15 protein-coding genes and 1 tRNA gene are annotated in these 22,689 nt (G+C 51.2%); 3 read left to right on the top strand and 13 right to left on the bottom strand.

Annotated features, from left to right (window positions below; translation table 11 throughout):
- The first annotated feature begins 30 nt into the window (after positions 1–30).
- Positions 31–1,170 (top strand): MraY family glycosyltransferase, encoded by a 1,140-nt coding sequence (locus tag GmarT_RS05175; RefSeq protein ID WP_002645965.1) that lies wholly within the window; start codon positions 31–33, stop codon positions 1,168–1,170.
- A gap of 21 nt (positions 1,171–1,191) precedes the next feature.
- Here GmarT_RS05175 and GmarT_RS05180 read toward each other — a convergent pair whose 3' ends face one another.
- From GmarT_RS05180 to GmarT_RS05195, 4 genes are all read right to left on the bottom strand, one after another.
- A complete protein-coding gene (locus tag GmarT_RS05180; RefSeq protein WP_002645964.1) occupies positions 1,192–2,094 on the bottom strand; it encodes an NAD-dependent epimerase/dehydratase family protein in 903 nt (300 codons plus the stop codon).
- 16 nt (positions 2,095–2,110) lie between these two features.
- On the bottom strand, positions 2,111–2,695 hold the full coding sequence (gmhB, locus tag GmarT_RS05185) for a D-glycero-beta-D-manno-heptose 1,7-bisphosphate 7-phosphatase (RefSeq protein ID WP_002645963.1): 585 nt from the start codon (positions 2,693–2,695) through the stop codon (positions 2,111–2,113).
- A gap of 7 nt (positions 2,696–2,702) precedes the next feature.
- Positions 2,703–3,347 carry a D-sedoheptulose-7-phosphate isomerase gene (locus GmarT_RS05190; protein WP_002645962.1) on the bottom strand — a complete coding sequence of 215 codons (645 nt, stop codon included), beginning with the start codon at positions 3,345–3,347 and terminating at the stop codon, positions 2,703–2,705.
- A gap of 594 nt (positions 3,348–3,941) precedes the next feature.
- A tRNA-His gene (locus GmarT_RS05195) sits at positions 3,942–4,015 on the bottom strand.
- 250 nt (positions 4,016–4,265) lie between these two features.
- Between GmarT_RS05195 and GmarT_RS05200 the strand changes: the two genes are divergently transcribed.
- Positions 4,266–5,306: an SMP-30/gluconolactonase/LRE family protein gene (locus tag GmarT_RS05200; RefSeq protein WP_149302465.1), complete on the top strand. Its 1,041-nt coding sequence runs from the start codon at positions 4,266–4,268 to the stop codon at positions 5,304–5,306.
- A 43-nt stretch (positions 5,307–5,349) separates the two neighbouring features.
- On the opposite strand, the gene GmarT_RS05205 is transcribed toward GmarT_RS05200, so the two are convergent.
- The 9 genes from GmarT_RS05205 to GmarT_RS05245 all read right to left on the bottom strand — a co-directional run bounded on the left by GmarT_RS05205 (position 5,350) and on the right by GmarT_RS05245 (position 19,525).
- Positions 5,350–6,969 carry an anti-sigma factor family protein gene (locus tag GmarT_RS05205; protein WP_002645960.1) on the bottom strand — a complete coding sequence of 540 codons (1,620 nt, stop codon included), beginning with the start codon at positions 6,967–6,969 and terminating at the stop codon, positions 5,350–5,352.
- Positions 6,966–7,589 carry a sigma-70 family RNA polymerase sigma factor gene (locus tag GmarT_RS05210; protein WP_002645959.1) on the bottom strand — a complete coding sequence of 208 codons (624 nt, stop codon included), beginning with the start codon at positions 7,587–7,589 and terminating at the stop codon, positions 6,966–6,968. The genes GmarT_RS05205 and GmarT_RS05210 overlap by 4 nt, the downstream gene beginning before the upstream one ends.
- A 147-nt stretch (positions 7,590–7,736) precedes the next feature.
- Positions 7,737–8,615 (bottom strand): pantoate--beta-alanine ligase, encoded by an 879-nt coding sequence (gene panC / locus GmarT_RS05215; protein WP_002645958.1) that lies wholly within the window; start codon positions 8,613–8,615, stop codon positions 7,737–7,739.
- Positions 8,616–8,693: 78 nt separating this feature from the next.
- Positions 8,694–10,178: a hypothetical protein gene (locus GmarT_RS29700; protein WP_002645957.1), complete on the bottom strand. Its 1,485-nt coding sequence runs from the start codon at positions 10,176–10,178 to the stop codon at positions 8,694–8,696.
- Positions 10,179–10,251: 73 nt separating this feature from the next.
- The gene (locus GmarT_RS05225) at positions 10,252–10,737 is read right to left on the bottom strand and encodes a thioredoxin family protein (protein WP_002645956.1); all 486 of its coding nucleotides are present in this window, start codon (positions 10,735–10,737) and stop codon (positions 10,252–10,254) included.
- Positions 10,738–11,144: 407 nt separating this feature from the next.
- Positions 11,145–12,986 (bottom strand): DUF4340 domain-containing protein, encoded by a 1,842-nt coding sequence (locus GmarT_RS05230; protein WP_002645955.1) that lies wholly within the window; start codon positions 12,984–12,986, stop codon positions 11,145–11,147.
- 85 nt (positions 12,987–13,071) lie between these two features.
- Positions 13,072–15,720 (bottom strand): Gldg family protein, encoded by a 2,649-nt coding sequence (locus GmarT_RS05235; RefSeq protein ID WP_002645954.1) that lies wholly within the window; start codon positions 15,718–15,720, stop codon positions 13,072–13,074.
- A gap of 60 nt (positions 15,721–15,780) precedes the next feature.
- Positions 15,781–16,548, bottom strand: coding sequence for an ABC transporter ATP-binding protein (locus tag GmarT_RS05240; protein WP_002645953.1), 768 nt, complete (start codon positions 16,546–16,548; stop codon positions 15,781–15,783).
- 514 nt (positions 16,549–17,062) lie between these two features.
- Positions 17,063–19,525, bottom strand: a complete 2,463-nt coding sequence (locus tag GmarT_RS05245) for a SurA N-terminal domain-containing protein (protein WP_149302466.1) — start codon at positions 19,523–19,525, stop codon at positions 17,063–17,065.
- 432 nt (positions 19,526–19,957) lie between these two features.
- On the opposite strand from GmarT_RS05245, the gene topA reads away from it, so the two are divergent.
- Positions 19,958–22,687 carry a type I DNA topoisomerase gene (gene topA, locus GmarT_RS05250; protein ID WP_002645950.1) on the top strand — a complete coding sequence of 910 codons (2,730 nt, stop codon included), beginning with the start codon at positions 19,958–19,960 and terminating at the stop codon, positions 22,685–22,687.
- Positions 22,688–22,689 lie beyond the last annotated feature (2 nt).

The following is a 22,689-nucleotide window of genomic DNA, read 5'->3' on the forward strand; positions in this document are numbered from 1 at the left end:
ATGTCATTTTCTAAAAGGTATCGTTGACAAATGATGTTCGGCAACTTGATGGTACCATGCCTGATCGCTGTCGGCGTGTTTCTGGTATCTTTAATTTGTACCTGTGTCATGCTCAAACTGGCTCCCGTGCTGGGTCTGGTGAAGTCTCCGACCAGTCGCTGTTCTCATGTGATGCCCACGCCTCGAGGCGGTGGGGTCTCGTTTGTCGTATCGAGTCTGATCGCATTTCTGTTTTTGTATGTGTCAGGCTCCCTTTCTGGGGCTGCCATTCCAGTCATACTCTGTGGCGGTACTCTGATTGCTGCTCTGGGATTTTGGGATGATCTCTATAATGTCCCTGTCAGGTATCGACTGCTTGCCCAGGCTGCGATTATCGCTGCCTCTGTATATGCACTGACTCCCTTACCTGCTTTGGAATTCTGGGGATGGAAGCTGGATGCTACTCTGGTCACCTGGGGAATCGTCACCGTCGCCCTGATCTGGTGGTTGAACCTGTTTAATTTCATGGACGGCATCGATGGACTTGCCGGGGGAGAGGCCACCAGTATTCTGGTCGCTGCAACGCTGCTGATTTCCTTCAAGGTGGACTCCTTTGCAACAACCGAACAGTCACTCATGCTACTGCTGACCGTTTCCCTGCTGGGGTTTATGGCATTCAACTGGCCTCCCGCGAAAATTTTCATGGGTGATGCCGGCAGTACTTATCTGGGGTTCACGGTGGGAATACTCGCTTTGAGTTCTCTCAACTCCGGTTTATTGAATCTCTGGGTCTGGCTGATTCTACCCGGTGTCTTCTGGGTCGATGCCACGTTTACACTGCTCAGACGGATGATGCGACGCGACTGCTGGTACCAGGCGCATCAGTGCCACGCCTATCAAAGACTCTCACGATTTCTGGAGGCAACGCAAGTCGGAACCTGGGCAAGGCACCGTGCACATCGCAGGGTGAGCCTGGGAACGCTCTGCATCAATGTCTTCTGGTTGTTTCCGCTGTCAGTGATTGCTTTATACTGGCCTGCCTGGGGAATGCTGACAGTCGCTGCCGCCTGGTCACCTCTCGTTCTGCTGGCGGTCAGTTGCGGGGCAGGGAAACCGGGAAATATCGAACCGCATCAGCAGAAACATTCTAAAAAAATCGAATTGCAGGAAGGTGTCTCGCTCGAAACTTAAGCAGGATTCCTGCACTTTGATCTAGGGGCCTGCGACATCATCACTGTTCAGTTCAAACGGGCGTGGCTGAAATCCGAAGTCATGCACTGCCTCAGAATGATCAAAGACCAGATCCGCATTCATGCGTTCGGCCATCCCCGCAGTCAGATTCCTGAAACGGGGCAAAATGCGAACGATGGCGGTACCCACACGAAACAGTGTCAACGGGATCCGCACAAAGCGTGGTTTTCGCTTCAGAGCGTGAAAGACACGCACGATCATTTCGCGGTAAGTCAAGGTTTCCGCACCGGAAATGTTATAGGCCTGGTTCGCGACCGTCTCTGTTCGTAATGCCTGCAGGCTGGCGACTGCGACATCAGCCGCATGAATCGGCTGTCGCTTACCTTGTGCGTTTCCTAACAGGGGAAAACAGTTCCAGCGCCTGATGAATCGGGCGACAGAAGCAATGTTTTTATCGCGACCAAAGCCATAGATCAAAGTCGGTCGCAGGATGATCCAGGAAATCTGACTGGCTTCCGCCCAGGTTTGCAGTTCCAATTCCCCCTCTATCAACTGTTGGGCCATCTGTTGCTCGCCGGCGTCAATCGATTCTGTTTTGGTAAAGCGGCTCGTAGAGCTTAAGACGACGATCCGGCGGGCGCCGTATTCAGAGAGCAGCTTAAAATGTTCAGAAAGTGCCCAGATCGGTGCCAGGCTGATCCAGTCTGTGATCGGCTCCGCTTGAGCAGGCTGTCGGGAAGAATCGATTAAACTTCGCCATTCAACCGTTGTGCCAGTATTCTGTTCTTCTGGAAGATCTCCTCTGGTGAAAGCCACAAACTGTTCTACGCGGTCAGTTGCGTGGGGGATTTCATTTGAGAACAGACACTGTCCGACCGGACTCCGGGCTCCGATGACTCCAATCACACGGGTCGGGTTTGACATGGTCTTGAGGTTTCCTTCAGTGACTGCCAGGTGATTCTGGAAATAAAAGTGTTTTCAACGCGGTGAGCGTCTCCGCATACATGTCGGCCGCCTGTTGATCTTCAGGGCTCACAGCATGTCCGGTTCCCACCAGCACTTTCGTGCCGATGCCGGCTGCGTGTCCTGCCTGGAGATCGGTCCGTTTATCTCCCACGAGGATTGACTGTGACAGGTCCAGATCATACTTCTGTGCCGCATCCAGCAGCATTTGCGGGCCCGGTTTTCGACAGTCACAATCGACCCGGTAATGCCCTGTCCCTTTAGTGGGATGATGCGGGCAGTAGAAATAATCGGTAATCGTCAAGCCGCGTCGGGCAAACTCGGCCAGTACCCAGGTCATCAGGTGCTGGAATTGTCGTTCTGTGTAGTAACCGCGGGCGATGCCTGACTGATTCGTGACGATGATCAGCGCGTAACCTGCTTCTGAGGCTGCCTGGCATAATTCAAAAATGCCGTCGATGAATTCGAAGTCCTGGATGCGGTGCAGATAGTCTTTTTCGACGTTGATCACTCCATCACGGTCGAGAAACAGCGACTTTTTACGTGATGACGGTATCTGCATGATTCAATCAGGCTGCCAGCCTGGGGCGACTGGTCTGATTCAGATCGGATGAGCCGCAATCCAGATCAAAATTGAACAGGGCTGCTTCCACACATTCGCAGAGCGTATGCTCCAGCACGAGATGTACTTCCTGAATCTGGCTGGTCAACTGACCGGGAGCAATCACACACACATCACATAACCGGCGGACTGTTCCCCCCTCGTTCCCGGTAAAGATAATGCTGGGAACATTTTTTTCCCGGCAGGCCTCTACTGCTTTTACGATGTTGGGTGAATTGCCAGAAGTTGTAATTCCCAGGAAAACATCATTGGCTGTCAGCTTGCCCTCCAGTTGCCGGGAGAACACCACATCGTAACCATAGTCATTTCCGATGGCAGTGATGATCGAACTGTCGGTCGTCAATGCTTCTGCCGGCAGAGAAGCGCGATCCTTGCCCAGTCGACAGACAAATTCTGCTGCCAGATGCTGAGCATCGGCTGCAGAACCTCCGTTTCCCGCGAGATACAATCGGCCACCCTGCTGATAGCTCTGCAGGATGAGATCTACGGCTTTCGAAAACTCCTGCTGTATTTCGACATTTTCCAGCAGTTGTTTTTTGGCAGCAATCGATCGTTCCAAATTGCGGCAGATGATTTTTCTGGCTTGATGCATGAGATCAGCTCTCCGTCCCTGGTATATGCTCTTTCGAAATCACGAAAATTCCGCAGCGGTCCGTCCTATGGACCGTCCGAGAGCCACTTTGAATGGTGATCACTTCAATCGATCAGACAGTATACTTCATTTCGAAAAACAGGGGCAATATAAGTTTTGTACGTTGAGGCAGCGGCGACAGTGCAAAACAGGCTGTCTGTTAGTGAACGGATGGGTAATCTGTGATGCGCGTGCACTTTTATTGTTTTTTTTGTGGTAATAGCAGTTTCTTCAGGTGAGCTGGCGTGAAGTGTTTGAGAGAACGATCTCTAAATTTGCCTTCATGATCGTATTTCAAGAGAGTCTTCAGATACTGATAAGTCAATTCAAAGCAGGAGTTTAGACTGTGCCCAGTTTTACTGTAGCGTCACCAGAGCCATTTGGGCCGAGTATCTCAGATTGAGAGACGCCATGGTTAAATGTGATGCGCTCTAGAAAGGGAATCGCGTGGATTCAGAATTGTGATGAGAATTCTGGCGAGGCAGACATCAGAACAGAAACTCTCGGGGGCCGGATAGCTGTCAGGTATGCAGCCTGAGACCGGAAGAAGAAAAGGGTGAGTAACGGGATTTGAACCCGCGACCTCCGGAATCACAATCCGGCGCTCTAACCAACTGAGCTATACCCACCATAACAGTGTTTTGTATCAGGGTCGACCTGATTTTAACCAATTGTCGTGCCGCTGAAAAGCCTCTGATTCGCGACAACTGGAGCATGTGCTACGTTATCGAAGCTGTTTTCGGGATGCAAGTATTCCAAGCCCCGGAATCAGGAATATTTCCTCTATACGTGCATCTCCTGCGGAGAATCTGTAGAATTGAACCTTCTTTAGTTCCCGTATCAAGTCACACTGATCTATCTGAAAAACAGGGAAAAAGCATGAAAACTATTAGATTCACCTGCATGATTCTAGCAACCTGCGTTTTGAGCCTTTGTCAGACAGAGCTATCTGCTCAGGATTCCACCAACTACCCCACGCTGGGAGAAGTCGTCCGTATCGATCCCGGGCTGGATGCTCTGATAGACAAGGATGCCCGGATTGAGGTTCTCTCGTCCGGCTTCGACTGGTCGGAAGGTCCGGTCTGGATGGGAAGTGCGAAAGACGGATTTCTGTTGTTTTCTGACATTCCCCGCAACTCTGTCATGAAATGGAAAGAAGGGGAAGGAGCCTCACTGTTCATGAAACCGTCAGGCTATACAGGAGTGACTCCCTATGGAAATGAACCGGGCTGCAACGGTCTGTTTCTCGATCCCGAAGGACGTCTGGTTTCCTGTGAGCACGGCGATCGCCGCGTCTCTGTTTTGACCAAAAAAGGCGGCAAACGAACGCTGGTCGACAACTACATGGGCAAACGGTTGAACAGTCCCAACGATGGGGTGTTCAAATCCAACGGGGATCTGTACTTCACTGATCCCCCTTACGGGCTGCCCAACCGCTACGACGACCCGCGCCGCGAACTGGATTTTTGTGGCGTCTATCGTCTGGCGAAGGATGGCACACTGACTTTGCTGACCAAAGAAATGACACGTCCGAACGGGATTGCGTTTTCACCTGATGAAAAAACATTGTACGTTGCCCAGTCTGATCCCGAGGCGGCACTCTGGAAAGCGTTCCCCGTCAACCAGGATGGCACACTGGGAGCCAGCAAAGTTTTTTATGATGTCACAGACAAGGTCAGCAAACTGCCAGGGCTGCCTGATGGGCTCAAAACAGACGTTAATGGAAACCTGTTTGCCACCGGACCGGGAGGCTGTTACATCTTCACTCCTGAAGGCAAACTGCTGGGACGCATCAGCACGGGCGAACGGACAGCCAACTGTGCCTGGGGGAACGACGGTACGGTTCTGTATCTGACCGCAGACACCTACCTGGTTCGGATTCCCACAAAAACCAAAGGACGCGTTGGTCCTGCGAAATAAGCCCGTTCAGAAACGAAGTTCTCCGCTGCTGCACCGCTGCCCGTTACTGGGGAGCGGTGGGGAGCGCGGGAGTTTCCGGATTTTTAAAGACAAACAGGACTTTAACGGGTGCCTCTGAGATCAATGTCCCGGCGGACTGATGCATCACCTTGCGGGGCTTTGCAGGACTGTCGCCGAAAGGCTTAGAAGCCATCAGGGGCGCATCCGTTGCTGATTTGAATGGCTGCGCGGAATCCTTTTTCTTAAGCAGGTTGGATCGCGCCATCTGCTTGGGATCGGGTTCGTTCTCCGCAGGAACCTGCATCCGATAGCGCATCTGGTAAGAGCGTTGCGAGCTACCTTTGGCCCGAGGCTTGGTTTGAGCAAGTTCATCCGTTACTGTTTTACGGCCTGCCGGGTTCTTAATGTACTGGTCAGACTTCTCTTCTTCCGGCAGCACCGCCAGGGAAGATGATTTTGCTGCTTCACGTTCTTTGAGGGGCTCTGACTGTCGTGCCAGCAGTTGAGGCAGGCTGGCCACTTCTTCTTTGAGAGATTGTTCGGTAATCGCTGGCTGCAATGCCAGGCTTAACATCTGATCCTGTTTGAGACCGCGTTGAAATTCTTCCAGGGTGGAAGCCAGTTGCGCATCGGTGGCTTCCACGTAGACGGCAAACAACTGCTGGTCTTTTTCAGCTTTGCTTGGGCCCTGCAGTGCCTTGGCGTCAGTAGTATTATATGTCAGTGTTTGTGTGACTTTCAGTTGACGTTCGACTTCCGACTGTTTCTGTTGATCGACGGGGATATTATTTTGTGCCAGCAGCAGTTCCATCGTACCCAGAGCCTGTTTGACATCGACGACGCGGACTTCAATTACAGCCACTTTGCCATCAATATCACGGAAGTAAGGCAGCACATCCCCAATGCGGATTGAATCCAGTGGAATATGACTGGGAATCCCGGAGGAGGCGGCCAGACCCTGCTCGGTCAATTTGAGTTGTTTCGCCGCGGAATTCTGTTCGGCCAGCGTATTGTGAACGGAAAAGTCGGCGGGCGTTTTTTCCATGTGAGGCCGCATCGCCAGTTTCTCTTTTAATTCAACATTGCTGGGCTGCATTCCCCGCTTGTCCAACTGAAGTTCGACTGAGGGAACAGGATGAGGCTGGCCGGGTTTTCCAATGTCCGTACCTGCCTGGTAATTGAATTGGTTTGATCGAGCGGCAACCAGCTTATCATTCTTGACAGCTGGCGTGTTGAAGGATAGTTCTGACTCTGGCTGCAGTACCATGCGATCTGCCTGGGAGAGTTGCCAACTGCTTTCCGGGGGGCTGGTATTCAACAGCAACACAAATAAGACCAGAGCAGCTACGGAAGAGCAGGCGCTGATGGCAACCGCAATCCGGTAACGTAGCATCGAAGGTACGCGTGTGACCGGGACCGTCTCAGGGGAAGTCAGCAGGGTTTCCTGTTCGATACGGCGACGGATGGATGGCGCCAGTTCGGGAGGCGCCGATTCCGTCGCGGTCTCCTGCAGCAGGCGGGAGAGTTCACCGAACTCGTGCAGTTCCTGCCGTGCGGCACCAGACTGTTCCAGTCGCGACTCCAGCTCAAGACGTTCCTCGGGGGAAACTTCATGATCGAAGTAGGCGGACAGATTTTCGTTAAAGGGGGGTTGGCTACTCATTTTGATTCACTTATCGATGACTCATGGTCAGACTCGGAAACACGTGTGACAGGGGCATCCTGAAACAGCGTGTTCAGTTTCTGTTTTAGTTCATTCCTTCCTCTGAAAATTCGGCTTCTGACTGTTCCCAGTGGGATCTCCGTAATTTCGGCAATTTCCCCGTACGACATACCTTCCAGTTCCCGCAGGATCAAAGGCGTGCGATATTCTTCCTGTAGTTCATTCAATGCCTGGTGAACGAGCTTTTTTCGCTCGGCGAGTTCGGCGACTTCGGGAGGGTGATTGGCGGGGTTTGTATCAACCAGCCAGGTACCGGCCGGGTTCTCTTGTGGATCGATCGTTGCGGAAGTTCGTTTTGTTTTTCGTTTCTGAGTAATCGCGGCATTAAAAGAAATGCGAAACAGCCAGGAATAAAAGGCGGCAGTTCCTCGGAACGTTTTCAATTTAAAAAAGGCCTGGGTAAACCCTTCCTGGGCGGCATCGCGCGCATCGTCGCTGGAGCCCAGAACTCGCACCAGGGTTCGAAACAGGCGGTCCTGATATTTCAGGACCAGTTGATCAAACGCCTCGGTACGACCTGCCAAACATTCTTGAATCAGGTATTGATCATTGTTGGTCACAGTACCTCTTGGACGATCCGGGGGGAAATGAAGTTCCCGTGGTTTGTCAAAAACCGGGATTTTCCGCGAAAAACGATTAGGTTAACGTCTATCTTCTTACTTTTCAGTAGCTTACGTCAATGTCAATCTGCGCGTGCAGTCGTCGTTTCAGGTTTTTTCTGTAGCAGCAGGGGCCAACTGGCAGTTATCAATCAGTCGCGTAGTGCCTACCCGGGCGGCAATCAGCGCGACCATCTCGGATTGAACTGTGGAGATGTCTTCCAGCGTGGTGGGATCAGCGATGGTGGCGTAATCCAGTTTGAGCAATGGTGTCGCATTTAACAACTGCTGCATGGCGGCCTTGATCTGCGCGATATCGGTTTCGCCGGCCGCGACTTTTTCTTCCGCCAGTCGCAGGGCCCGTGAAAGGGATAAGCCTGCTTCACGTTCTTCCGCAGAGAGATAGGCATTCCGACTGCTGAGTGCCAGTCCGTCCGTATCCCGGATAATGGGACAGGTATTAATTTCAACCGGAATATTCAGGTCGAGGCACATCCGTCTGATGATAGCCTGTTGCTGGAAATCTTTCGCGCCAAAATAAGCGATGTCCGGCAGGCAACTTAACAGCAGCTTGGTGACGATGGTAGTCACGCCCTGGAAATGATTCGTGCGGGTGGCGCCTTCCAGAATGCGCGAGAGAGCTTTGACCGTCACATCGGTTGAATACCCGTCCGGGTACATGATACTGGTATCCGGAGTCCAGACGAGGTTTGCGCCGGCCGCCGCACATTTTGCCAGATCCTGTTCCAGCACGCGCGGGTATCTTTCAAAGTCTTCATCAGGCCCAAATTGGGTCGGGTTGACGTAGATGGAAACGACCACAAAATCGCAGTCAGCGTCAGCGGCTTCAATGAGACTGGTATGCCCTGCATGCAGGGCTCCCATGGTAGGCACAAAGCCGATGGTTGCACCCTGCTGGCGGCGTGATGCGACCAGCTTCCGCAAGGCCGAAATTTCACTGACGGTTTCCAGAGCCTGGTCAGACATGATCGAAAACTTTCAGAACGGACCCAGGCACCGTTTCAGGCCTGGAGACCCAACCTGCTGGATACTGTTTGGTTTTGATTATGTTTTTTTAGGAGCCTGGCTTCGGTTTCCGCTTCCGCCTCCGCTCCGTTTGCTGGAAGATCGCCTTCTTTTGGGCCGTCTGCGACTCTGATCGTCTGACTCGGCTGCTGACGAATTTTTAGGATCTTCATCCTTATCGCTTTTGCTACCACCAACCAGTTTCGGGTTGAGCAGATAGGAAATCGCTTCTTCCCAGCTGGGGACGTTCGGATATTTGTTTTCGACGACCTGTTTTGTCGGATTGGAAGACTCCACCTCTTCGATGTCTGCTGTTTCAGAAACAGCTTCACCTTCATCAGATTCCGCAGTCACTTCGCTCTTACGTCTACGTGATCGACGGCGCGAACGTTTTGGTTTCTGTTCGGAATCGCTTTCGGACTCTTCTTCGTCCTCATCAGTTTCACTACTTTCCGCCTGGACTTCCTGCTTCCTGTCGTCCGTTTCTTCTTCTGCAGAATCGGTCGTTTCTTCAGGCTTGCGGGAGCGAGACCGTCGTCGGCGTCGACGGCGGCGGGGACGTTTGGTTTCCCCTGTTTCTTCTTCGCCCTCGGTTTCACTGGATGCTTCTGCAGCCGTTTCTGCTACCGCTTCACTCTGCTCTTCTTCTTCGTTGTCGTCTTCGTCGGCAGCGAACGCTTCCTGCTGGAATGCGACCTCTTCTGATATGAGCCCGAAACCAAACTCATTGTCATCATCAAGTCGCTCATCAGTCCGGGCAGTGATCTGTCGGGGGGCAGCTTTCGGTTTCTTCTCAGGACGCGGTTTCTTCTGCTCTGTTACTGCAGGCTTTTGGACTTCAGCGACTTCCTCTTCGTCTTCTTCGTCTTCTTCGTCTTCTTCGTCTTCTTCGTCTTCTTCGTCATCATCATCGCTGGCTGCAACGGCTTTTCGGGAATGTGAGGAATCGTCTTCGTCCCAGTTCCAGCCGTCCAGTGCGTCCCAGTAGGTGTCTTCCTCATCATCGCTCGAATCGGCTGACGTTTCTTCCTTCAGAGAGGCGGCGGGGGCAAAGTCTTCTTCGACTTCGTCTTCTTCGTCATCCTCATCGTCGTCATCAAAAGCAGCGATGATGTCATCATCATCATCTTCTTCCTCTTCAAAGTCTTCGTCATCCTCTTCTTCGTCGTCGAAGTCGATTCCAGAGTCCAACTGCTCGACGGGGACCTTGTTTGCACGATGAGAGGCAGGTACCGGATCGTCATCTTCGAAGATCGAAGCACCGAAGAACTGATCGTCGTCGTCGTCGTCGCTTTCCACAGATTGGGCAGCTACCGGAGTTTCAACTTGCTCCGTTTCAACGGGTTCAGACTTTTCAGCCTGTTCCGAGGTCTCCTCGTCTTCTGCGAGATCATCTTCAAAGTCGATGGGCAGCGGCTCAACCTGCTGGTCAAAATCGATACCAAACAGATCACCTGCGAGAGACTCCCAGGAGTCACCTTCACCCGACGGATTGATGCCAAACGGCTCTTTGCTTTTATTCATATGCGCAAAGTACACATTCCGTAGAGTTTTTTCAAGATTTGCGCCTGTACCGAATTTTTATATCTCAGGGAAATCAGTGACTGTCTGAGTATTCGATATGGTGAATCACAGCCTGCAATTTACGCGCTTTTTCCAGCATGGAATGGTAGCGGGGAACCTTCGCATACCCTACCTGGCGGGCCAGCAGATCTGCCTCTGAACTCAAAACCACTGTGCAGGGGATCGATTTGACCTTCAAAACATCGGCAATCTTACGGTCTTTATCAAAATCCAGGTGCACCGGTTCAAAAGCCTGATTGAGGTAGCGGGACATCCGGGGATCAGAAAGCGTATCCTGTTCCAGTTTACGGCAGTAAGTACACCAGCTGGCGTCAAACACGATGAAAACAGGTTTGTTGCTCTTGAGTGAGGCCCGGTGAGCGGATTCCAGATCAGTATGCCAATTGATCGTATCTGCTGTCTTAGTCTCGGCTTTCGATAATTCAATTGAGATGCCAACGAGGGCAACGACCGAAAAACCAATAATGCCCCATTGAATCTGTTTGGGAAGTCTTTTCATTTCTGTGACTCCTTCACAAGCCTGAACTGTCATCCTTGACAGCTGAACTTATGTAGTAAAAACGTGATGACCCGGTTAAGAGTGAGCAACTGATCTGAACGCAATTGATTGATTCAAGGCAGGACAGTCGCAGATTTTGCTCAATCTGAAATGTCTGTATGCCGTGACGAACAGCCTTAACTCAGGTCGAATCGTCATAAATCATTCATTAAGCTTTATCGGAGTGAAGCGGGGAACTTCTATGACCGATTCGATCGGAATCACCTGAATAACAGGAACATCGCCGGTAAAGTTTACCTAACCGGAACAGAGTTGACTCAGAAAGCAGCAAAAGCCAAAGCCGCAGACAGAATTGATGGGAAATCTGTCGCAGCTTTGGCTTTAAATCGCTGGATCTGGTCTTATGGTCAGTTGTCGGGCGTTTTTTCCGGCTTTTCCGGCGTCGGTGCCGCTTTGGGTGGGGCCTCGGGTTTGCTGGCTGGTTTTTCAGCCTCGGGTTTTTTCGTGGCATCAGCCTCTTTTCCCGGTGTCCCGGTCTCAGGTTTCTTTACGGCTGGCTTTGTGGGAGCCGGTTTTTTCGCAGGCGCCGGTTCTGGTTTATTAACCGTCGGCGGAGAAGCCGGTTTACCAGCTGGTGGAGTGGCAGCACCCGGTTTAGCCGGGTCGCCTTCTGTTTTTTCGATCGGTTCCACCAACGCTTTACGTTTCAGTTTTAATGCTTCGAAGCTGTTTGCAGAGATGACATAGTACCAGTTTGCGAATCGCTCGTTGAGCTCTTGCGCGAGTTCACTCCCTTTAACCACCTTGTCATCGTATTCTTTCAGTTTTCGCTCATAGGTCTTCAGTTGAGACTGATAGGCCTTCATGGCGTTCTCGTAAGCTGCTTCCGGAGTGGGTTTTTCATCTGCCTTGGTCTCTTTTTTGTCTGCTTCTTTTTTATCTGCGTCTGGCTTTTCTTTCAGTCCGGCCGGTTTTTCCGGTGCTTCCGGTTTTTGTGGAGGATCGCCGAGGAAGGAAGGGTCAAAGGAAGCGGTTACCAGCAGATAACGGCTGGTTTTCAGCGCACTGTCGTTGCCATTTTCGGATTCTTTTTTCTCAGCCGGTTTTGAGTCACCGGATTTGGAATCATCCTGTTTCTTTTCTGATTTCTCATCCTGTTTTTCGTTACTGTTACCGACTTCGATGTCGAGTGTGCTACCCGTGAAAATTTCGCCGAAGTACAGGGAATATACCACGCCCTCGTTGGTGGCCAGAACCACTTCACCTTCATTGGAAGCCAGCTGCGGAGTTCCCTGGGGGCCTCGCGCCAGAACAAAGCCTTTACTCTGCAGGTCGAACAGATCGAGTTGGGTCTTTGGTTTTAAAGATCCCGATTTTTTGAGACCTGCTGCGAGATCGCCTGACTTGGGTCGGATCCCCTGGAGCTTCAGGTCTGTCAGGGTATTCACCAGCTGGTTGACGTCAGCGGTATTCAGCTTTTGCGTTGCTGTATCCAGCCCCTGCATCTCCCAGGGAGTCGTTGAATTTTTGCGTGTGAGCACCGTCACGTTTTCTTCTCGTTTGTCACTTTCATAGACGATTTTCTGCTGTGCTTCATCAATCGAATAGTGGCTGATCAGAATTTCCACCAGTCGATCGCGGTCGACTTTCAGAATATCGGGCTCAATCCAGTCAGAGAATTCGGACGAGAGATCGACATTCAGTTTCGTACGATAGACGGCATCTTCATCCACTTTGCGAACATAATATTGATCAGACTGTTCAGGAACTTTTTTACCGACGATGAAGTCCACCAGGGGGGCGCCTCCTTCTTTCGAGAGAGTCAGTCGCTGTCCGCGTCCCTTCAGATTGGTATTGGAATCATCCAGTGGATCAATCACACCGAAGCGTTCGTGGTCACTCTTGCGACGACTCTCCAGGGCACCTCGAACCACGCCCACCAGTGAAGTCGCGGTTTCTGCCAGTTCATCCTCAGCGTCGGCCGGATAATCGTGGTGCGAAGGAATGATCCAGGAACCATCTTTGTACTCGACATTGAAGACTTTCAACGTTGCTAAATCTTCATTGTAGCTCACTACACGCAGCGATTTGGCCTGCGTCGGATCTGTAAAATCGGGATAGAATTCTTTACCTACATTTTCATAACCGGTGAGTTGCACCGGCTGTGAGGCACGATCGGTGATATAGGCGGCGACTAAAGCAACCGCCGCGATTCCTGCAAATGTCAGTGTTCGGGTCGTTTCATTCATGGCAAACGATTTTACTTATTAAACAGTGATTTAAAGGGAATTCTAAATTTATTTCCTGACCGGATTTCTGCATGGCAGGCATGCATTATTTCTTCAGTCTCCGGTCGGGAGAAATATTCTGGTTTTCATTTTTCATTCTGAAAAACAGGAAGCAGATCCCCAGCAAAATGGCCGGAAACGGAGGGAAGAGGATCGCATACCAGCGGATGCGGTCTTCGATGGTCCGAATCTGTCGTTCCGTCTGCGCTTTGATTTTTTCAATCTGGCGCTGTTTTTCACGCTCGATATTGGCTTCATCGACTTCCAGTCGCCGGCTCTCATTTTCTTCGGCCATTCGCAGCATCTGCTGTTTGGTATTCCCGTCGATGGTGGTGTCTTTGATGATTTTATCACGCTCCGCTTTCAGGCGATCGCGGGCTTCTTTCAGCTTTTCTTCCGCATTTTCTGTCGCTTTTTCCCGTTCCGCATTCCGTTCTTTCACAAACACGGATGTTTCGCGTTCGACCAGAGTCAGTGTGCGAAGTTTGGAGCGGCGTTTACGCAGTTTGATATAGGAATCATCGCCGGCCAGCTGGTCGACACAGTTCAATAAAAACGTCACGTTATCAATTTTCAATCCGAAGGCCTGACGTTCCCGGATATTGAACAGTTCATCCGAAATCAGGTCCGCATCAGCGACAAAGATGACATTGATATCTTTCACAGGGGACTTGTCTGTGGAGGTAATATGTGCGGCAAGCACGTGTCCGTATTTGTCAATCACACGTGGTGGTTCTTGCGTAATGCGGACCGAGTTGAAGAAGGGGCTTGTGATTTGTCCCCATTCCAGCAACCCCGAATTCGGGCCGGTTTTGAGCAGGGGTTCGAAATTCAATGTCATGTTGCTGAGTGGTCGAATACTACCCGGAAAGAATGTCAGAATTTCCTGCAGGCCACTGGTAATATTGCTGTCCTGACTGAAAGCACCAGCGGTGCCGCTCTTCGGGCTGATGAAAATCAGTTCGGGTCGTACGACTTCGGCGAACTCTGGATGCGGGTTGAAATAATCAAATACAACCTGACCGTTGTCCCAGCGGATCTGTAACAGATTCAACAGGGGAGTTAAACGACCATCATCAGCTTTAGGGGTCGACGGTGGTTGCTGCATCCCGAACATGCCTCCCCCTGGACTGGGTTTGGGCATGCGTGGTGCATTCTGGATGCCGCGTCCCCCGCCATACACGGGTAGCGGGTCGTCACAGATCAGCGTCGGCTTCCCTTTTTCAACGTATTCCACGAGGTTGTTTAACTGTGGTTCTGTCAGCGAGGATGGCAGTACAGCAATTAAAACATCGTAGGCGGTATCGCTGATCGGGGAATCGGGTGAGACCTGCTCAACTTTATATTGTTTCTTGAGCTCACTGACGATCAGCCACGGAGGCTGATTGCCACCCATACCCATATTCAGACCGCCAAAGATACTGGCATCGGTGTTGAGAATTCCGACGGTCAGACGCTCGTCTTTCGAAACGGTTCGAATGGAACGCGTCAGCTCATATTCAATCGGGGTGCCCACATTGAAGAAGGGGATCACCACTTCATCGGTACCACTTTTGACAACGGCCCCCATGAAAATGGTATCGACAAACGCACGGCCGCCGCGTTCGGTCTGGACCTGTTGAGGTGTAATATTCAGCAGGCGGGCTTCTTCTTCTGCTTTACTGAAAGGCTCGACATCGACGAACCGCACCTGGAGCCGTTTCCCGCCCAACTGATTGTATTCCCGCAGCAGACCAATCAGTCGTTTGCGGATCGGGACGTATTCGCGCGAGACTTCCGGGCTGATGAAGGCTTCGATGGTGATCGGATTTTTTTCGTCAATCTTGGAAAGCAGGTCTCGGGTTGTCTGTGAAACGCTGAAAACTTTTTCGCCCGTCATATCGATGCGGCTGCTGCCGTAAGAGACAATGACATTCGCGCTGATCAGAATCACTGCCAGTGAAACGGTGCGGATCAGGTACTGCAGACCCATCGAATTCTGCTGCTGGGCACTCCAGTGCCGCCGCGTAATCAGAATCCGGTTCAGATACAGCATCATTACCGCCAGCGAGATAAAGTACAGAACGGCACCGAGGGGAATAACCCCCGTGCTGAAATCCTGGAACTGTTCGACCAGGCTCAGGCTCTGGATCAGTTCACTGGAGGGCGCGATCTGGCCGATGAATATGGGAATAGCACAGATGACTGTTCCCAGCACAAACGCAACCGTGGTGCTGCTGGTCAGAGCCGAGGCAAACATGCCTGCTGCCAGCAGTGATGCGCCAGCCAGCCAGTAACCAAAGTAAGTGGTAAACATCAGCCCCATGTCGGGATTGCCTATCTTCCAGAGCACAAAAACATGTGTCACGGAAAACAGCAGTGCGATTGTGTAGACGGCAAGTACAGCAAAGAATTTTCCCAGCAGAATTTCCAGGTCGGAAGCGGGCAGGGTAAACAGCAGTTCGTCTGTGCCCATTTTTTTCTCATCGGCCCAGGCGCCCATGGTAATCGCAGGGATAATGAACAGCAGCAGCAGCGGGTACCACAGGCTCAGTTGATCGAGGTTTGCCTGGTTGTTCGCGAAAAACTGCTGGTTAAATGCTGCAAATGCGCCGGCTACAACGAACACGACGATAAACAGATAACCCAGCACTCCGGAAAAGTAACTCTGTACGTTTCGCTTGAATACGGCCAATACAACGTTGTTCCGCAACATAACAGAAGGGTCCTTACGTCAGCTTTATCTGAAACTATAAACTGGTCGATAAAAGAAAAATTACGCGTGTGTCAGCTTGTGGAAGTTGGTTTCCATGTCGTCCTGGCTGTTCCCCAGTTCGTCTACAGAACCGTCAAACACAATCGAACCCTGGTTGATCAGGATCACCCGGCTGCAGACCGCTTTGACTTCCTGCAGAATATGTGTCGACAGCAGAATGGTCTTGGTTTTGCCCAGGTCTCGAATCAGGTCTCGCACAGACTGGTTCTGGTTCGGGTCCAGTCCACTGGTTGGTTCGTCCAGAATCAGAATATCCGGATCGTGCAGTAAAGCCTGTGCCATGCCCACGCGTTGTCGAAAACCACGAGAGAGTTTTCGGATTGGTTTATTCCACACACTGCTCAGGTCACACTTCTCCATGACAAATTCCAGGCGATTTCTGAGCTCGGCGGTCGACATGCCTCGCACGCTTCCGGCATAGGTCAGAAAACCCTGGGGAGTCATCTCCTCATACAGAGGGCCGTTTTCAGGCAGGTATCCGAGTTTCTGGCTGGCTTCAATTCGATGGGTGCTCACATCATATCCACCCACACGTGCCTGACCTTCACTGGGGGAGAGAAACCCGGTCAGCAGTTTCATCGTGGTGGATTTTCCCGCGCCGTTAGGGCCCAGGAACGCAGCGACCTGGCCGCGGGGAACGGAAAATGTCACATCTTTTGTCGCGGCGAACTGGCCATAGAATTTACTCAATCCGATGGCTTCAATCATGTTCTCCCGGGACGAAGTTTCAGACTGCTCTGCAGGAGATTGCTGAACCTGTTCCGACATTACAATAATACTCCCGATGATTATCTCGTGGGTTGATTCAACAGAAAGACTGTAAGTTCATGGTCTGCCGGCGGCCTCGCTCAAATCTTTTTACGAGAGAAGACAGTCGGCAGTTGGATGACTTGTTCATTTTTAACTGGAAACTGTTAAAAACACAACTAAGGGGAGAGTACGTTTTGAGTTACGCGGATCTTATCGCAATTCAGCCCGACGCCGGGGGGCCGACCATTCTGGCTGAAAACATCCGCATTGTCTCTATAGAAATAATCTCTGAATTTCCTGATGTCCAGCTTTTTTGAACCTGGTTTCTGAATTTTTTTCTAGACTGTGTCCAGTTTTGCTGTAGCGTCTCCAGAGCCTTTTGGACTGAGTAGCATAGATTGAGAGGCGCTATGGTGAAATGTGACTCGCTCCAGATCAGTCAAAATCAAATTACCTCAGGCAGATGACAAAAAAAATCGGTTGTACCCGGGTCTGGTACAACCGATTTCAATTTTTCAATACTCAGTTTTGACTACTGGGCAACAACTTCAGGGCCTTCGACCTGCTCGAAGAATTTTTCGACCTGGTACTTTGCTTCCAGCTCCTGGCTCCATTCGAAGTTGGTCTGCTGCTGTTCCATCTGGGCCATAGGCAGATACGGAGAAAAGAAGAAGAACATATCTTCCTTCAGAAATTCCTGGTACATGGCCGTCAAACCGCCTGGTGTGGACGGGATACGATTGATGACTTTGACGACATAACAGATCGATTTGTCGGCATTCATCACCACGCCGACTTCTCCTTCGTCGAGGTTGTCGAACACCTGTTCCATGAATTCATTGCCGGCACCTTCAACGGCTGAAATACTTGACAGTTCAGGGCGGGGCATGGAAAACGGATTACTGGCATTGGCCGTTGAGGTTCGCATCCAGCTGAACGATTCGGTTGTGGTCGTGGACAGCTCGGTCCCTTCCTTTTTGCCGGTGATGGTCTGACCTTCGATCGCAGCCGCCATCTCTTTATCGCCGCTGATCAGTTTTTTCAGTTCTTCTCCCCGCTTCTGAGCCAGGGGACGGGCTTTTTCCAGCTTTAACTGTTCGGTGATCTGCTGATCAATTTCCGGATCATCGAATTCAGGAATGGTGGCATCAACATGCTTGATCTTCCAGTAGCAGAGTAATCCGCTGGAGAACGAGTCTTCTGCTTCGTAAGGGATATAGGTCAGATTGACGGGAGTTTCAAACAGCTGTTCGATGGCAGTCCGTGGTTGTGCTGCAAACTGATTAATCGTGGGCTCTTTCGCAGTGCCCAGCGGGTATTTCTCTGATTCCGACATCTCCTGGGCAGACATCATGGGAGTGATATTGTAAATCAGCTGATGTTTGGCAGCGTACTCTTTCAATGTCTTGGTAGCCTCTTCCGGAGTCGGCACTGTGGCGCCTTCTTCGGGATTGGTGATTTTGTCGCTGAGTTCATTCATGAACAACACAGCCTCTGAAATTTTATCTTTCATTAAATCCAGTGTGCGTTCACGCAACAGCTGATCGCGGATTTCGCTTTTCAAATCATCATTCAAAGGACGGTATGGCTCCAGTGGAGGGGGAGCCGTTGTTGTAGCTTCAGGTTTTGCTCCCGCAGTTTCCGCGCCTGGTTTAGGAGCGACAACGGGAGTGTCGGCTGGTTTTTCATCTAACAGAGAAACGAATGTGATTGACTCTGCAGCCAGCGCACTCGACTCTTCTTTCTTTTCTGTTTTTGGTTCGGGTTTTGATTCCGGTTCTGGTTTGGTGTCAGCCTTGGGTTTGGCAGGTGTCTCCGGTTTGGCTGGTGTTTCTGTCTTTGCAGGCGTCGCAGCCGGTTTCTTTGCCGGTTTCTCTGCCGGCTTTTCACCAGCGCCCGGTTTCGCTGCTTCCGTTGGCTTTTCGGTTTTCGGGCCAGAGGGAGCAGGCAGTTCGGGAGCCGTCGGTACGGTTGAACCTGCAGGAAGATCCGGGATGGGATTGTTTTTGTAGAGACGTTCTTTATTGTCTTCGTAGAATGCCGCGATCTCTTTGTCTGTTATCGGGGGAACCTGTTTTTCGGTATCCACGTAATCCGCCATCAGGTATTCCACCTGTACCTTTTGAGGCTGGCGTAATCCCGGTGAACCTGGGCCTTTTTCGCCCGGGAAGACTGTTTTATAGGTTTCAAAGAATGCCTTTTTCTCCGCATCACTCGGCGCGGGAACTTCACCTTCAAAGTCTTTGACCGGTAGCGCAACCAGTTCCAGTTCTTCCCGGACATTGAACTTTTTATAGAAGTTCCAGTATTGATCGGGAGTCAGAGAAACTTCAGGACGCAGCATCTGGAACGCCAGACGTGCCTGCAACTGATCGCGGAAGATGTCATAAATCTGACCTTCGGTCTTTCCGAGTTGCTGACAGGTTTCCTGAAAGGCCTTGCGGCTGAGTTTATTGTTCGTGTAGCGGGAGATGTAGTTGGAAACCGCATCATCAGAGACGATCAGGTTCATCTTTTCCGCTTCTTTTCGGAACAGGTATTCGAGAATAATGTCATCTTCCATCTCCCGCCCGAAACCGAACATGGCTCCGCGGGGAGGTTGAGGACGCTGCTGCTCTTCTTCCGTCAGTGAGGCCATGTAAGATCGCATGATAAACTGATTCGCAATCTGGCGATTCTGGACCATCTCCTGATACTGACGCATGTCAATATCACCGGCGGTGCTCGTGACCACTGTTTCAGCACCGACTTTGGGGATATAGAGATAACCCACGAAGAAGCCGATGATGATCCCTACAACTGCAAACTGAGTCCCTTTACCGCGGTCGCGACCCAGGTGCCAGAACACGAACCCGAAGAACAGCATTCCCGCAATCGGGGGAAACTGCGCCGGTGTCAGCTGGTCCATGACAATAAAGGCGAACAACGCCAGAATGGTGAGCGGAACCATTAATACTTTTTGTTTTTTACGAAACAATTCCAGTGGCGAGGCCATTCTGTTTCCTTCTTCAGTCTGCAAGTCGAATGAATTCGATTTCCTGTAGTGAACTTCCGGTGTCAACGAGATCCGATTGAAGTAATCGCTGGTTTTCGTATCTTCCAATTGGAAAAGAGTTTTCCGTTTATTTCATGTGTTGTAATTTATTCCGGCCATTCGTGAAAGTCTTCTCTGAAAGAATCCTGCTGTTTCCTGTCTGTTCTTACGCTCAAAAGTACCCGGTTTGGGGGCTGCCTGACGTATGAAAAAAATAATTACAGGCTTGACAGAGAGTTTTAAGGCGGTTAGAGATTGCCGATTGAAGTTTACAAACTGATTCGGATTCAGCAGATCCAATATAGAATAAACAGGAATGATTGAGCCGCGTATTGTAGCCAGCTTGACTCTGGAGGCAAGGTCGACGTCGGTTTCTCAGGAAGGGCAGGTCTGGTGGCAAAAAAGAAGCTGAAGGCACTGGTGATCGTGGAATCACCAGCAAAAGCCAAGAAAATCGGCAGCTATTTAGGCAGCGACTATAAAGTCCTGGCCAGCATGGGCCACGTACGCGATCTGCCTACGAAAGCCTCCGATGTTCCTTCCGAATTCAAGAAAAAACATAAATGGGCGACCCTGGGGGTCAATGTCGAATCCGAATTCGAACCTTATTATCTGGTCCCCAAAGAGAAGAAAAAGACGGTCAAAGAACTGAAAGATGCCCTGAAAGATGCTGAAGAGCTCATTCTCGCGACCGACGAAGACCGCGAAGGTGAAAGTATCGGCTGGCATCTGGCCGAGCTGCTTAAACCAAAAGTCCCCGTCAAACGCATGGTTTTCTCGGAAATTACCGAGGAAGCCATTCAGGAAGCGATCGCCAACCCTCGCGAACTCGATCTGAACCTGGTCTCGGCTCAGGAAACCAGGCGTGTACTCGATCGACTGTACGGTTTTACATTGAGCCCGCTGTTATGGAAGAAGATTGCCCGCGGTCTGTCTGCCGGCCGCGTTCAGTCGGTCGCGGTGCGGATTCTGGTTCAGCGCGAACTGGAACGACTTGCCTTCAAAAGCGGTACTTACTGGGATTTGAAAGCCCAGCTCAAAACAGGTGAGGGCGCCGAATTCGAATCGATGCTGATGACGGTCGACGGTAAAAAAGTCGCCAGTGGTAAAGATTTCGACGAATCGACGGGTAAACTCAAAGAAGGCGCCGATGTACTGCTGCTCAATGAACAGCAGGCCGATGATCTGCTGGAACGCGTCAAGAAATCTGACTGGACCGTGACGTCTGTTGAACAGCGAATGCAGTCCCGCAAGCCGCCTGCTCCTTTTACAACCAGTACCCTGCAGCAGGAAGGTAACCGCAAGCTGAATATGTCGGCCCGGGAAACCATGCAGGTGGCCCAGCGTCTGTATGAAGACGGTCACATTACCTATATGCGTACCGATAGTGTCAATCTCTCCAACGAAGCGGTTTCTGCTTCGCGCAAACGGATTGAAGACATGTACGGTAAAGATTATCTCAGCCCCGAAATCCGCCGCTTCGATACCAAGTCCAAAGGGGCACAGGAAGCACACGAAGCGATCCGACCCGCCGGAAAATCGATGAAAACCGTGGAAGAGCTTGGCCTCAAAGGACAACAGGCCAAACTGTATGCCATGATCTGGAAGCGGACCATGGCCACCCAGATGGAAGAAGCCCGTCTGCGTTTCCAGACTGTCACGATCACAGCCGACAATGCGGAATTCCGGGCCACCGGTCGTCATGTTGAATTTCCCGGTTTCTTCCGTGCGTATGTAGAAGGCTCTGATGATCCCGAAGCAGCATTGGATGACAGCGAATCAATGCTGCCTCCGCTGGAAGAAAATCAGGCGCTGGAAGCCAGCGAAGTGGAACCGCTCAAGCATGAAACCAAACCACCGGCGCGCTACACGGAAGCGACCATCGTCCGCAAGCTGGAAAGTGAAGGGGTCGGCCGTCCGAGTACGTATGCTTCGATCATCGGCACCATCCAGGATCGCGGCTATGTCAAAAAGACGGGCAGTCAGCTGGTACCTACTTTCACAGCCCTGGCAGTGACACGTCTTCTGGAGAAATTTTTCCCGAACCTGGTCGATCTGCAGTTCACTGCTGCCATGGAGCAGGAACTCGATGACATCGCTGTCGGCGAAGGGGACCGTTTACCTTATCTGAACCAGTTTTATCGCGGGGAAGCAGGGCTCGACGAACAGGTCAAAGCCAAGGAAGAGACCATCGATGCGCGGGAAATCTGTACGCTGGACCTGGAAGGGATCACCTCGGCAGTGCGCGTTGGTCGCTATGGACCTTACGTTTCCAACGAGGCAGAAGAAGAACCGGTTTCGGCATCGATTCCCGACAATATTGCGCCGGCTGACCTGACGAACGAACTGGCAGAAAAATTAATCCGCCTGAAAGCGGAAGGCCCCAAATCTCTCGGCATGCATCCCGAGGAAAACACTCCCATTTATAAACTGCATGGCCCCTTTGGTCCTTACCTGCAACTGGGTGATGTGGTCGAAGATGGTCCGAAGCCCAAACGTGTCAGTATTCCTAAAAACGTTGATCCCGATACGATCGATTTTGAAACCGCTTTAAAATATCTGAGCCTGCCTCGTGCACTGGGCGAACATCCGGAGACCGGTAAAAAGGTCAACGCAGGCATCGGTCGATTTGGTCCATACGTGCTGCATGACAAAGTCTATAAATCGCTGGGTAAGGAAGACGACATCCTGACCATTGATCTGCCTCGCGCAGTGGAACTGCTCAAACAGGCGCGTAAACGCAGTGCCCCGACACCGATTCGGGATCTCGGGAAACATCCGGAAGACGAAGAGCCGATCGGCATTTTCGATGGTCGCTACGGGCCGTACGTGAAGCATGGCAAAATTAACGCGACGATACCCAAGGGATACGAAGTAGACAACGTGACCTTGGATCAGGCCATGGAATGGCTGGAAGCGAAAGCGGAGAAAAAAGGCGTAAAGAAGGCAGCTAAAAAGAAAGCAACAGCCAAGAAGAAATCTGCGGCTAAAAAGACCACCAAAAAAACAGCCGCGAAAAAGACAACGAAAAAAGCAGCTGCAAAAAAGAAGACTACCAAAAAGAAAGCGGCGAAAAAAACAACAAAGAAGAAGACAGCTAAAAAAGAAGAATCTGAAGATTAACT

Source organism: Gimesia maris, from assembly GCF_008298035.1.
GTDB lineage: Bacteria > Planctomycetota > Planctomycetia > Planctomycetales > Planctomycetaceae > Gimesia > Gimesia maris.

What these genes read in the sequence shown, in the direction of transcription:
- GmarT_RS05175 (WP_002645965.1), top strand. Translation starts at nt 31, where the DNA reads ATGATGTTCGGCAACTTGATGGTACCATGCCTGATCGCTGTCGGCGTG.
- GmarT_RS05180 (WP_002645964.1), bottom strand. Translation starts at nt 2,094, where the DNA reads ATGTCAAACCCGACCCGTGTGATTGGAGTCATCGGAGCCCGGAGTCCG.
- gmhB (WP_002645963.1), bottom strand. Translation starts at nt 2,695, where the DNA reads ATGCAGATACCGTCATCACGTAAAAAGTCGCTGTTTCTCGACCGTGAT.
- GmarT_RS05190 (WP_002645962.1), bottom strand. Translation starts at nt 3,347, where the DNA reads ATGCATCAAGCCAGAAAAATCATCTGCCGCAATTTGGAACGATCGATT.
- GmarT_RS05200 (WP_149302465.1), top strand. Translation starts at nt 4,266, where the DNA reads ATGAAAACTATTAGATTCACCTGCATGATTCTAGCAACCTGCGTTTTG.
- GmarT_RS05205 (WP_002645960.1), bottom strand. Translation starts at nt 6,969, where the DNA reads ATGAGTAGCCAACCCCCCTTTAACGAAAATCTGTCCGCCTACTTCGAT.
- panC (WP_002645958.1), bottom strand. Translation starts at nt 8,615, where the DNA reads ATGTCTGACCAGGCTCTGGAAACCGTCAGTGAAATTTCGGCCTTGCGG.
- GmarT_RS29700 (WP_002645957.1), bottom strand. Translation starts at nt 10,178, where the DNA reads ATGAATAAAAGCAAAGAGCCGTTTGGCATCAATCCGTCGGGTGAAGGT.
- GmarT_RS05225 (WP_002645956.1), bottom strand. Translation starts at nt 10,737, where the DNA reads ATGAAAAGACTTCCCAAACAGATTCAATGGGGCATTATTGGTTTTTCG.
- GmarT_RS05230 (WP_002645955.1), bottom strand. Translation starts at nt 12,986, where the DNA reads ATGAATGAAACGACCCGAACACTGACATTTGCAGGAATCGCGGCGGTT.
- GmarT_RS05235 (WP_002645954.1), bottom strand. Translation starts at nt 15,720, where the DNA reads ATGTTGCGGAACAACGTTGTATTGGCCGTATTCAAGCGAAACGTACAG.
- GmarT_RS05240 (WP_002645953.1), bottom strand. Translation starts at nt 16,548, where the DNA reads ATGTCGGAACAGGTTCAGCAATCTCCTGCAGAGCAGTCTGAAACTTCG.
- GmarT_RS05245 (WP_149302466.1), bottom strand. Translation starts at nt 19,525, where the DNA reads ATGGCCTCGCCACTGGAATTGTTTCGTAAAAAACAAAAAGTATTAATG.